Origin of the sequence: Desulfovibrio sp. (assembly GCA_016208105.1) — a bacterium.
Lineage (GTDB): Bacteria > Desulfobacterota > Desulfovibrionia > Desulfovibrionales > Desulfovibrionaceae > Fundidesulfovibrio.
This window is the reverse complement of the sequence record JACQYS010000013.1, coordinates 191,653-203,228: the sequence shown is the minus strand read 5'-3', so window position 1 is coordinate 203,228 and position 11,576 is coordinate 191,653. Positions and strand designations below refer to the sequence as shown.

Genomic DNA, 11,576 nt, shown 5'->3' with positions numbered 1-11,576 from the left:
GGCCTTTTCGGTTCCGAACCGGCGCTGGAATGTAATCAGGTCCATATCGTGGTAAGGTTTGGCCATGGCGAGCCTCCTCAACAGTCTAGATTCTTTCTATAAAGTATGGAAATTGCGGAGCGAAGGCAATAGCCACGTAAGTTTTTGCCCATTGCCACCATGTAGCCAGGGCCGTTTGACAAGACGGACCGGCGCAGTGGGGCCGGGTCATTGGTGCCGCGCATGTAGAGGGCAGTCATCCTCGAGGACAGGTCGTGAATGAATTCAATATTGTCCAGGCTTGCTCCGAAGCCCCAGGCGCCGATAGGGCTGGCGTTTATGCTTGTGGTGTTGTCGAATGTCTGGCCAGTGGAAAAAAGGTATGATGCGCCAGAGTTCCAGGTGCGTACAATGGCTGGGAGTCTCTCCGTGCCGTTTCGGGTGTCTGCATCCTCGCCACTGGACCACCACCCGAAGATGCGGGGCGTTGCCCGGGAAAGCCCACCATATTGAAGAGCGGCGTCCAGAAACACGCCGTGACGCAGGTTTTTGGATGCGTCCCCCAGACCTCCAGCTCCGGCTACGATGTCGGAAAAGAAAGTGAAATCGCCAGCCGTGAACTTCGCTGCTGTTCCGGCCCACATGTACGGAACCGAGGCCTGCCTGAAGCCCGGGTTGCTTGCAAAATACCCGAGAGAGAGCATTTCCTGGCGAATATAACCCAAATCCGGAGGGCCTCCGACTCCAGTATAAGGCCGGAACACTCCATCGTTCATGAACAGACCAAGCGCTGCCCACGGGGTAAACGAGAAGGAATTCGATGTCAGGGGAAGGGTGGCAAAGGCGAGGTCAAAGATGTCTCGCGGGGAAAGCGAAAGGTCTTCCAAAGCGTTTACATAGCTGAGCAGCCGTCCATAGCCCACAACCAGATGTGCATTCTCGTTGAGCGGAATATTGGCTGCCAGGGCTCCAAATTCGCTGTCCAGGACGATGCTTCCCCAGAAACCCTCGGACTGGGGCAGGGTGACAGTCTGCTTTCCGGCTGTGATTTCCACGTCAGAGCCGGGCCACTTGAACTGGAGATAGGCTTTGAAGATTTGAACAGCCACGGCCGGGTTGTCCACGGTCAAGGTCCCGTTGCCCCAGGGCGTGTTGTTTACCTGCAGCCAGAGGCTGAAAGCGAGGTTGTCACCCTGCGTGTAGTCTGTGCGCAGCCTGAGGCGTTGCCAGATGGTGAATGGGTCCTCTGTCTGGGTTCCATCCAGGCTCCAGCCCGTGAAGTTCCTGTTCGCGAAAGAGGATGCGTACACGTAGTGTTCGCCAGTCATGGCAACCTGCGAAGCCAGCGCGGGACGAAGGAAGAAGAGAAGACAAAGAAGCAGAAGAACAAGGAATAGGGAGAAGGTTCCCGCTTCAGTTCGGGGCACCAAGTGTCTCCACGCGGTTGCGGCCGTTTTTCTTGGCCAGATAGAGGGCTTTGTCGGCCTGATCGAGAAGTCCACGCAGATCCGAATCAGTGTGCCCGTTGACAGCCACACCGATGCTAACTGTCACGGGTATCTGTTTGCCACCCGATGATACGGCATGGTGCTCGACCTCGTGGCGCAACCGTTCGGCAAGCTGTTGGGTCTCATGGAGCCCTGAGTTCGGTGCAATAAGTGCGAACTCTTCGCCGCCATAGCGAGCCAGCACGTCGGATGTCCTTATATGTGAGCCAAGAGTGGATGCCACATGCCTGAGCACTTCGTCTCCAACTGCATGCCCATGAACGTCGTTGATGGCCTTGAAATGGTCCAGGTCGAGCATCAGCACGGAACAGGGATGGCCACCTCTACGGCAGACATCAAGAACCCTGTTCCCTTCTTCAAATAGCCTACGCCGATTGTACACACCCGTTAGTTGGTCTGTTACCGCCAAGTCCTCAAGTTTCTTGAATGAATCGGACAGCTTTTCGGTCATTACCCGAAAAGCCCCATAGAGCTGACTCACCTCGCGGATTCCGCCACGAGGTGGAAGGAGTTTGCATGAAGGACTGGTGGCGTCCTGGCCATCCATACAATCCGCCAGGTTTGCGATTGGGCGGCTGATGCGTTTGGCGGCAAAAAAGGCGGCGGCAAAAGCGATAAAGATGCTGGCGGCTCCGGCTGCGATCATGGTCCGGATGACACGGTCATAGCGTTGGCTGGCTTCTAACGCGGCAACTTGACCCGCCTCGTTGTTAATATGTTCGATGGCCTGGATGTCGTTGACCATGGCCGAATACGCTTGCGCGGAATTGCGCGCATAGTTCATGGCTTCGGCCAGGCGGCCTTCGGAAGCGGCTTTCAGGATGGCTTTGTCAGCGGAAAAATAAGCATCTTTGGTTGCGAGATAGCTTGAAAACGCCTGGCGCTCACCATCTGACCTCACAAGCGTTGCAAGCCTTTCATCAACCTGTCTGATCCTCGTCTCCTGCCTGCCCATGCGCCGGGCCACATGAGCCATCTCCTGCTCAGATTGGGCCAGAACATAAAGAAGCTCCAACCGCCTGAACTCCCCGACCATTCGAGTGAGTTCTCCGCATGTTCGGATGGTGGGAAGCCAGTTGCCGCCGAACTCGATGACGGAATCGCGAACTTGGGAAAACTGAAAAAGCCACGCGGCTTGAAAAGCTGCGTTGATGGAAATGATGAGGGCGGACAAAAAGAGAATTGTATGGTACAGGCGCATGGAATCGGTTCCTCAAGTTACAGCTCATGCCTTGCCACAGGGGGGAGGTCAAGGCTTGGGAAAGGCTCGTCCACAAGGAACTGGGAGGAAAATAATCTTTTTTCTCTCAGGTGTGACGCAAGTCACATCCAGAAATTTCAGGCAGGCTTAGATGTTTTGCCACAGAGGCAAGAACGCCAACCAACCTCAAGGGAGAATGTCTGATGAATATGTTCTGTTACCAGTGCGAGCAGACCAGCCACGGCAAGGGCTGCGATAAGATCGGAGTGTGCAGCAAGGACGAGACTACTTCCAACCTGCAGGACTTGCTTGTCTACGCCCTTCGGGGATTAAGCCTGGTGGCCGAGGAAGGTCGCAAGCTGGGTGTGGTGGATATCGAGGCTGACCGTCACGTGCCCGCCATGCTTTTTTCTACCTTGACCAACGTGAACTTCGATCCCGAGCGCTTCCAGGCCTGGATAAAGAAGACCGTTGAACTGCGCGAATCACTCAAGTCCAAAGTAAAGTCCGCGGGTGGCGCAATTCCGGGCCATGCTTCCGTTACCTTTACTCCGGCCGCCGACCTTGCCGGTTTGACCGCCCAGGCCTCTGAAGGCAAAGGCGGCATGAAGGACAATCCTGATACCGACCCCGACATCGTGTCCTTGCAGCACATGGTCCTCTTCGGCCTGAAGGGCCTGGCCGCCTATGCCGACCATGCACGCATCCTGGGCGTTGAGAACAAGGAAATCTACGACTTCATCCATGAAGCCATGGCCGCAGCCACCAAGCCCGGCCTTGGCATGGATTACTGGTTCAACACCTGCGTCAAAGCCGGTCAGGTGAACCTTCTGGCCATGGAAGCGCTCGACAAGGGCAACACCGAAACCTACGGCCATCCCAAACCCACCGCAGTGCCCCTGGGGCATATCAAGGGCAAGGCCATCCTGATCACAGGCCACGATCTGAAGGACCTGGAAGAGTTGCTCAAGCAGACCGTTGGCAAGGGCGTCAATGTCTACACCCACGGCGAAATGCTGCCCGCCCACGGCTATCCCAAGCTCAAGGAGAAGTACCCTCACCTGTACGGGCACTACGGAACCGCATGGCAGAACCAGCAGAAGGAATTCGCGGCCTTCCCGGGCGCCATTCTCTTCACCACCAACTGCCTGATGAAGCCCGCCCAGTCCTACAAGGACAACGTGTTCACCCATGGCCTGGTCGGCTTCCCGGACGTCAAGCACGTGGAGAGCTACGACTTCTCCAAGGTGATCGAGCACGCCCAGAAGCTGCCCGGATTCACTGATGACGCCCCTGGCAAGCAGGTTCTCACCGGATTCGCCCGCAACGCGGTTCTTGGCGTGGCCGACAAGGTCATCGACGCTGTGAAGGCCGGAGCCATCAAGCGCTTCTTCCTGGTGGCCGGATGCGATGGCGCCAAGCCGGGCCGCAACTACTACACAGAGTTCGTGGAAAAGCTGCCCAAGGACACCGTGGTTCTGACCCTGGCCTGTGGCAAGTTCCGCTTCTTCGACATGGACCTGGGCGACATCGGCGGCATTCCGCGCCTTCTGGACATGGGCCAGTGCAACGACGCCTACTCCGCAATCCAGGTGGCCATTGCCCTGGCTGGTGCCTTCAACTGCGGCGTCAACGACCTGCCCCTGTCCATGATCCTCTCCTGGTACGAGCAGAAGGCCGTGGCCATCCTGCTCACCCTGGTGGCATTGGGTATCAAGGACATCCGCCTTGGACCCTCCCTGCCCGCCTTCGTCACCCCCAACGTGCTGAAGGTTCTGGTGGACAAGCTCAATATCATGCCCATCACCACCCCGGACCAGGATATCAAGGCAATCCTTGGCTAATTAAGCCGACAAGACTGTTTCCATCCAACCTCACCACACGGGCGGCCGTCGCGAAAGCGGCGGCCGTCTGCGTTGCCAGAGGGTTCGGCGCAGGCCCTTGCGGCGAAAGCGGCAAAAGGGTTATCCGTAAACATGCTAGAACCATCGGGATACATAGGGCTCATTGCGCTCGGTTTCGGAGCGGGAGCTTTCGGTACCCTTATCGGCGCGGGCGGGGGCTTCGTGCTCATGCCGCTCCTGCTCGTGCTCTACCCGGATGACCCTCCCGCACTTCTGACAAGTATTTCCCTGGCTGCGGTGTTTTTTAACGCACTGTCCGGGACAGAGGCATACGCCATGGCAAGGCGGATCGACTACCGCTCGGCCCTGCTTTTCTCCTGCGCCACCTTGCCCGGAGCGATTCTCGGGGCGCTCAACACATCGTCCATTCCCAGGCGGACGTTCGATATAGTGTTCGGCCTAGCGGTCCTGGCCGCCGCGGCGTTTTTGTCGTTCAAAAAACCCGGGCGGGCCTGCGATGGGAAATCCTGCTCCAGCCACCAAACCTCGCGGTCCATCACCGATGCCCACGGGACCAGCTGGACCTACAGTTTCAACCCCGTCCTCGGTACGGGGCTCTCCTTGTTGGTGGGATATCTCTCCAGTTTCCTCGGCATCGGCGGAGGGATCATGCACGTGCCGCTCATGGTGTATCTGCTCAATTTTCCGGTGCATGTCGCCACCGCCACAGCGCAGTTCATCCTGGCCGTGATGTCCTTGTCCGGCACACTGACCCACGTAATGACTGGCGCCTTCTCCCACGGGGCGCATCGGACGGCGGCCCTGGCCATCGGCATGGTGGTGGGGGCCCAAGTAGGAGCCAAGCTATCGGACCGCATAGGCGGCACGGCCATCGTACGCCTGCTGGCAGGGGGTCTGGCTGTCCTGGGAATCCGCATTCTGCTTCTGGCTTTGGGGTGGTGGAAATAAATTGGAAAAAGTTTCGCCAGTGTGACGTGAATCACAGGCCCGTGTTCAAGCGGGCCTTATTGTTTGGCCAACACGCGACGGAGGAAACAAAATGAAAACGATACGTAAGATCGTGGAAATAGACGAGGAACTGTGCAACGGATGCGGCGAATGCATCCCCAACTGCGCCGAAGGGGCAATGTACATCGAGAACGGCAAGGCCAAGATCAAGGCTGACAAACTGTGCGACGGCCTCGGAGCCTGCCTGGGCCATTGTCCCATGGGCGCCCTGAAGATCATCGAGCGAGAGGCCGACGAATTCGATGAGGAAGCGGTGCATCACGAGCTCGAGGCCATGAAGAAGGCCGAGGCTGCGCCTAGCCTGGGCTGCGGCTGCCCCGGTTCCAGCATGATGACCATGAACCGCCCGGCCGGTGGGGGTTGCCCTGGGTCCCGAGCGGCCAATCTGGACCGTCCAGCTGGCGGACATAGAACCCCGGCTCAGGATGCAGCCGTGAAAGAATCCTACCTTGGACACTGGCCCGTGAAGCTGCGCCTGGTTCCGCCCGAGGCCCCCTTCCTGCGCGGCGCCGAGGTGATCATCGCGGCGGACTGCGCCCCGGTGGCGTTGCCCGGATTCAACCAGCGCCTGGCAGGCAAGGTGGTCATGATCGCTTGTCCCAAATTCGACGATCCACAGCCGTATCTGAGTAAGCTGGTGCAGATGTTTAGGTCCTCGGGGATAAAGAAGGTCCAGGTGCTTCGCATGGAGGTTCCCTGTTGCACTGGGCTGGCCACGCTGGTGAAGCAGGCCGCCCAGATGGCCGGAACAGAAGTGCCTGTGGAGGACCTGGTGGTCACCCGCATGGGCGAGCTCGTCCCGGCCAAGGATCTGGAGCCCATGGGCAGGATGCTTTAGATTTCAAGTAAGGTGCGAAAAAACAGGGCCGCCGGGCATTTGTCCGGCGGTCCTGTTTTGTTCGGGACGCAAAGCCTGACGCTTAATCCGCCTCGATGGTCACTCGTCTGGGTTGCACTTGACCGAATCGATCTTCCAACGGCCGTTTTCAAGAACCATCTGGAACACGGCGAGCCTCTTCTTTTCCCCAGGCCAGGCATAGGAGATGGTGGCCTTCGAATCTCCCGAGGAGTCAGTTCGGTACAGATACCCCGAGTCGCTCGCATCCTGGGCGCAGGTGAGGGGGTTGTATTCAGTGCCGCAGAGCTCACCCTTCAAGTACTTGCCCCCGCACTTGCTTTTAACTTCCCGCTTTTCCATCTCGGCCATGTCGCGCAGAAGCCGCTGGGTGAAGTGACCAGCATAGCCCTTGTCCGCCTTGGGCTTGTAGTCGGGCGTGTGCAGGACGAAGTTCAGCATGTTGTCGTCCTTGTCCGAGAGGCGAAGTATCGCGTCGAGGGCTGTTTCCGCCTCGCTCGAGGCGGTGTGGTATCCTTTTGGGGCAAAGGCGGCGGGTTTACCAGACTGTGTGAAGGCGGTGCTGCCAAGAAGGGTTGCGGCAGCGAAGGCGACGAGGGCAAGAAGCCTGGGTATCATTCGCATACGATGGTGCCTCACGGGGAGAATTATTCAGTCACATACGATTGCTTGAAATTACAAAAGAGTACGGACCTGAGCAAGCGGGGAGGGGCACCGGAGGCTTTCAGGCCGTGACGGGTTTTCATCGCCTGGCAAACAGGGTAGAAGGCGCGCTACGCCATGAACGTCGAACTCCTCAAAGGCCTCGTTCGCCTGGCCCGCCCGCACCAGTACCTGAAGAACCTCTTCGTGCTGCTGCCTCTGTTTTTTGGATGGAAGCTCTCGGATCAGGCGGCCATATCCGGTACGCTTCTGGCCTTTGCGGTGTTCTGCCTGGCCGCCAGCGCGGTCTATGTGTTCAACGACCTGCGGGACGCTCCCCAGGATCGCGAGCACCCCATCAAGAAAAACCGGCCCATCGCTTCGGGTCTTGTCAGCACCAGGGTGGCTTGGGTGTATCTGGCCTTCTTGGCCGGTGTGGCGCTTGCGCTTACTCCGCTGGTTCCGGGCAAGGCTTTCGCGGGCATCCTGGGGGCGTATCTGGTCATCAACGTGGCCTATTCCATGGGAATGAAGCACATGGCCATAGTGGACCTCATAAGCATCGCCGTGGGGTTCGTGCTGCGTGTTTTCGGAGGGGGATCGGCCTCCGGGATCACGCCCAGCCACTGGATCGTGATCATGACCTTCCTGCTGGCGCTCTTTCTCGGCCTGGCCAAGCGCCGCGACGACCTGTTGCTGGCGGCTTGCGGCCCCAAGACCCGCAAATGCCTGGACGGCTATTCCCTGGAGTTCGTCAGTCTGTGCATGGCCGTGATGGCCGGGGTGGTCATCGTCAGTTACATCCTCTACACTCTCTCGCCCGACGTCATGGCCAAGCATGGGACGGACCAGCTGTACCTCACCTCTTTGTGGGTGGTGGCAGGCATCCTGCGCTACATGCAGATAACCTACGTGGAGCAGCGTTCGGGCTCGCCCACCCAGGTGCTCCTGCGCGACCCGTTCATCCAGGTGTGCATCGGGTTTTGGGTGGTCTCCTGCTATCTGATTCTCTACGTCTTCAAGTAAGTGCCGGCTGCGGCCGATCTTGTGCACGAACCCCTTGACGAAGCGGCTCAATCCGGCCAACTTCGCCCGCGCATGCACACCATGATACACTCCCGGCGGGTGATGCTCTTCTACCCGCCCGGCAGATTCTACCAGCGCGGCGAGGACCGCTCCCAGGGCAACGTGGAGAACTCCACGGCCACCACCATGCGCGCCCCCAACGACCTGGGCTACGCTGCCGCAACCCTCAAGGCCAAGGGCTTTGAGGTTTTTCTGCGCGACTACCAGACCAGTCTGCGCACCCTGGAGGAGCTCCTGGCCGACTTCGACCGCTTCGCTCCGGACGCGGTCTTCGTTTCCATCACCAACGCGACCATCTTCCGCGACCTGGAGCTTGTCGCAGCCCTCAAGGAGCGCAGGCCCGGGCTTATGGTGATGCTCAAGGGAGCCATCTTTTTTAATCCGGAACAGGCCCTGCTCGACCAGCTTGACCTCTCCAACGCGGACTATCTGATCGGGTTGGAAAGCGATTTCATCGTGGGCGAACTTGCCCGGGCCCATTTCGAGGAACCGGGAGCAGTCCCGGCAATTCGGGGGATTCTCTACAAGAAAGACGGCGCCTGGTGCCGCACCTTCTTCGACTCCTGGGAAACAGACCTGGATTCGCTCCCCTTCCCGGACCGCTCGCTCATGGAGAATGCCCTCTACGTGCGCCCGGACACTGGCGAGCCCCAGGCCACCATCGCCACCTCGCGGGGCTGCCCGTCGCGCTGCATCTTCTGCGTGACGCCCACCATCTCGGGAACGAAACTTCGCCTGCGCTCGCCCGAGAATATCCTGGCGGAAATGCGCGAATGCTACCATCAGCACGGCATCCGCGACTTTTTCTTCAAGTCAGACACCTTCACCATCGACCAGAAGTGGACCCAGAAAGTGTGCCAGGCCATTCTGGAGTCGGACTTGGCGGGCAAAGTGCACTGGGTGGCCAACTCCAAGGTGAAGCCCCTGTCCCTGGAGACGCTTCAGGCCATGAAGCGGGCGGGATGCTGGCTGGTGGCCTTCGGCTACGAGTCCGGCCATGCCGAGACCTTGGCCCGCACCAAGAAGGGCACCACCCTGGAGGAGAACGTCCAGGCAGCCAAATGGGCCAAAGAGGCCGGGCTGCTCACCTTCGGCTTCTTCCTGATCGGCATGCCCTGGGAGACCCGGGAACACCTGGAAGCAACCCGGCGCCACATCTTCGAGCTGGACCCGGATTTCTTGGAACTGCACATCGCCGTGCCCTACCCGGGTACCGAGCTGCACGCCGAAGCCGTGGCCTGCGGGCTCATCCAGGAGTCCGTGCTCGGCAAGGACTACTTCAACGCCCCCACCGTGGGCACTGTGGCCCTGTCCATGCCCGAGATCGAGAAGTTCCGGCGCGACACCCTGCTCAAGTTCCACCTGCGCCCTTCATACATCTGGCGCAAGTTGCGCCATGCCGGGTCTGACCGGCGCATCCTCTCCAACTATTTCCGTTTCGGCATGCGCCTGCTGAAAAACACGCTGGGCGGCGCGCCCAAGAAGGCCCGTATGGCCGAGCGGGTGCTGGTGCTTGGCGCGAACTCTGACATCGGCCTGGCCATTGCCAACGAGTTCGCTGCCCGGGAGGGTTCAAATCTTATTCTGGCCTCCAGGGACACGGCAACGCTTTCGGCCAAGGCTGACGAGATCAGGCGTCAGCATGGCGTTGAGGTGGATGTCGTCGCCTTCGACGCCACGGACACGTCCTCCCACACGAATTTCTACCGCTCTTTGGCGCACCGGCCGGACGGCGTGGTTTTGGCGTTTGGGCTCCTGGACGACTCCGATCCCCTGCGGGTCATCGATGTGAACCTCATGGGGGCGGCCAGCATCCTGGAAACAGTGGCCAAGGACATGGAGGAGCGCCGGGAGGGCTTCATTGTGGGTATATCCTCGGTGGCCGGTGAGCGCGGGCGCAAGTCCAACTACGCCTATGGTGCGGCCAAGGCCGGACTGACAGCCTATCTCTCCGGGCTGCGCCACCGGTTGTTTTCGTCGGGTGTCCCGGTGCTTACGGTGCTGCCTGGCATGGTGCGCTCCAAGATGACCGCGCACATGCGGCTGCCGGCATTTGTCACAAGCACGCCGCAGCGTGTGGCGCAGGATGTCCACAAGGCTTGGCGCGAAGGGCGCGACGTCGTGTACACGTCTGCCATGTGGCGCCCCATAATGTGGATCATCCGCAACCTTCCTGAATTTCTCTTCAAACGGACGAATCTCTAGATGGACATTCTGTTTCTCAACCACAACGTCGAAAACTACGGCACCTACTTCCGCTGCTTCCATTTGGCCAAGGGCCTGACCCGGCGCGGCCACAAGGTGACGCTTTTGTGCGCCAACCGTGAGGACACCCTGTCTGTCACCAAACGAGTTGATGGCGGCCTGACCACGGTGCTCTTGCCCAAGTACAAGCTGCGCGGTTTTCACACCCTGCACACCCTGCGCATGTTCTACAACACGGCGTATGCCCTGTTTTCGCGATACGACGTGCTGCACACCTTCGCTTTTCCCCTGCACCCCATGGCCGTGCCCACCCTGGCCGCACATTATCTGCGCCCTGGGCTCAAGCTGGTGCTGGACCATGACGACCTCTGGAAGGGCGGCTTCGCCAACCAGCATCCCGGCCCCTATCAGCGTGTGGTTGGCTGGTTCAACGACAACCTCCCCAATATGGCCAAGCAGTGCACCGCAGCCAGCGCCATGCTCATGGACTCCTTCCGTGCGGCCGGAGTGGCTGAGGAGAAAATCCACTACATTCCAAATTGTCCGACCATGGTACGCTCCACGCTGACCAAGGCCGAGGCGCGCGCGGCCACCGGGCTGCCGGGAGACGCCCCCCTGGCGCTCTCCATGGGGCACACCTACACGGAGTCGCTTTTCATCATGCTCGACGCCTATGAGCGCGCCCGCACCATCGTGCTTGGCCTCAAGCTGGCCTTTTTGGGCAAGATGCACATTCCGGATTCATTCGAAGAACGGCTTAAGCCGTATCTGGAGCGGGCGAGCGGGGACATCATCCGCCTGGGAGAAAGGCCGCCATCGGACGTGCCCACGTATTTGGCCGCTGCGGACGCCCTTCTTCTGCCCATGGACGACGACCCCATCGAGAAGGCGAGGTTCCCGATCCGCTTCGGGGACTACCTGGCCTCCGGCGTGCCCATTGTTTCCAACGCCGTAGGGGAGATCGAGCGGTTCCTCACAGAGCACGACTGCGGCTATGTGGCTCCGGTGTCCGATTCGGCCGCCTTCGGTGACCAGATCGCACTGGCGCTCACCGACGAGACCCGGCGTGGGGTGATCCATGAGAACGCCCGGCGGCTTATCGAGACTGAGCTCAATTGGGACGCTGTGGCCGCCAAGCTGGAGGGAATTTACGAACTGGCGAGAAGGTGAGAGTGCTGGGGCTCTGCCCCAGACCCCGGCGGGCTCCGCCCTGCACCCGCCAGGGG

The 11,576-nt window shown here is 59.8% G+C and carries 9 protein-coding genes; 6 read left to right on the top strand and 3 right to left on the bottom strand.

Features of this window, described 5'->3' with window-relative positions:
* Window positions 1-77: 77 nt before the first annotated feature.
* Entirely contained in the window at window positions 78-1,307 is a 1,230-nt protein-coding gene (locus HY795_08120; protein ID MBI4805187.1) for a hypothetical protein, read from the bottom strand.
* Between the two features lie 85 nt (window positions 1,308-1,392).
* Window positions 1,393-2,688 carry a diguanylate cyclase gene (locus tag HY795_08115; protein MBI4805186.1) on the bottom strand — a complete coding sequence of 432 codons (1,296 nt, stop codon included), beginning with the start codon at window positions 2,686-2,688 and terminating at the stop codon, window positions 1,393-1,395.
* Between the two features lie 209 nt (window positions 2,689-2,897).
* On the opposite strand from HY795_08115, the gene hcp reads away from it, so the two are divergent.
* The 3 genes from hcp to HY795_08100 all read left to right on the top strand — a co-directional run bounded on the left by hcp (window position 2,898) and on the right by HY795_08100 (window position 6,399).
* Window positions 2,898-4,532: a hydroxylamine reductase gene (hcp, locus tag HY795_08110; protein MBI4805185.1), complete on the top strand. Its 1,635-nt coding sequence runs from the start codon at window positions 2,898-2,900 to the stop codon at window positions 4,530-4,532.
* A 132-nt stretch (window positions 4,533-4,664) separates the two neighbouring features.
* The gene (locus tag HY795_08105) at window positions 4,665-5,501 is read left to right on the top strand and encodes a sulfite exporter TauE/SafE family protein (GenBank protein ID MBI4805184.1); all 837 of its coding nucleotides are present in this window, start codon (window positions 4,665-4,667) and stop codon (window positions 5,499-5,501) included.
* A gap of 91 nt (window positions 5,502-5,592) precedes the next feature.
* Window positions 5,593-6,399 carry a ferredoxin gene (locus tag HY795_08100; protein MBI4805183.1) on the top strand — a complete coding sequence of 269 codons (807 nt, stop codon included), beginning with the start codon at window positions 5,593-5,595 and terminating at the stop codon, window positions 6,397-6,399.
* Window positions 6,400-6,498: 99 nt separating this feature from the next.
* Here the strand turns inward: HY795_08100 and HY795_08095 are convergent, their stop codons facing one another.
* Window positions 6,499-7,041, bottom strand: a complete 543-nt coding sequence (locus HY795_08095; protein MBI4805182.1) for a DUF3828 domain-containing protein — start codon at window positions 7,039-7,041, stop codon at window positions 6,499-6,501.
* Window positions 7,042-7,197: 156 nt separating this feature from the next.
* On the opposite strand from HY795_08095, the gene HY795_08090 reads away from it, so the two are divergent.
* The 3 genes from HY795_08090 (at window position 7,198) to HY795_08080 (ending at window position 11,520) form a co-directional block, all read left to right on the top strand.
* On the top strand, window positions 7,198-8,085 hold the full coding sequence (locus HY795_08090; GenBank protein ID MBI4805181.1) for a decaprenyl-phosphate phosphoribosyltransferase: 888 nt from the start codon (window positions 7,198-7,200) through the stop codon (window positions 8,083-8,085).
* 81 nt (window positions 8,086-8,166) lie between these two features.
* On the top strand, window positions 8,167-10,350 hold the full coding sequence (locus HY795_08085; GenBank protein MBI4805180.1) for an SDR family oxidoreductase: 2,184 nt from the start codon (window positions 8,167-8,169) through the stop codon (window positions 10,348-10,350).
* Entirely contained in the window at window positions 10,351-11,520 is a 1,170-nt protein-coding gene (locus HY795_08080) for a glycosyltransferase family 4 protein (protein ID MBI4805179.1), read from the top strand.
* Window positions 11,521-11,576: the final 56 nt, after the last annotated feature.

Coding starts and splice junctions, on each gene's coding strand:
- HY795_08120 (MBI4805187.1), bottom strand. CDS start 1,307: ATGACTGGCGAACACTACGTGTACGCATCCTCTTTCGCGAACAGGAAC.
- HY795_08115 (MBI4805186.1), bottom strand. CDS start 2,688: ATGCGCCTGTACCATACAATTCTCTTTTTGTCCGCCCTCATCATTTCC.
- hcp (MBI4805185.1), top strand. CDS start 2,898: ATGTTCTGTTACCAGTGCGAGCAGACCAGCCACGGCAAGGGCTGCGAT.
- HY795_08105 (MBI4805184.1), top strand. CDS start 4,665: ATGCTAGAACCATCGGGATACATAGGGCTCATTGCGCTCGGTTTCGGA.
- HY795_08100 (MBI4805183.1), top strand. CDS start 5,593: ATGAAAACGATACGTAAGATCGTGGAAATAGACGAGGAACTGTGCAAC.
- HY795_08095 (MBI4805182.1), bottom strand. CDS start 7,041: ATGCGAATGATACCCAGGCTTCTTGCCCTCGTCGCCTTCGCTGCCGCA.
- HY795_08090 (MBI4805181.1), top strand. CDS start 7,198: ATGAACGTCGAACTCCTCAAAGGCCTCGTTCGCCTGGCCCGCCCGCAC.
- HY795_08085 (MBI4805180.1), top strand. CDS start 8,167: ATGATACACTCCCGGCGGGTGATGCTCTTCTACCCGCCCGGCAGATTC.
- HY795_08080 (MBI4805179.1), top strand. CDS start 10,351: ATGGACATTCTGTTTCTCAACCACAACGTCGAAAACTACGGCACCTAC.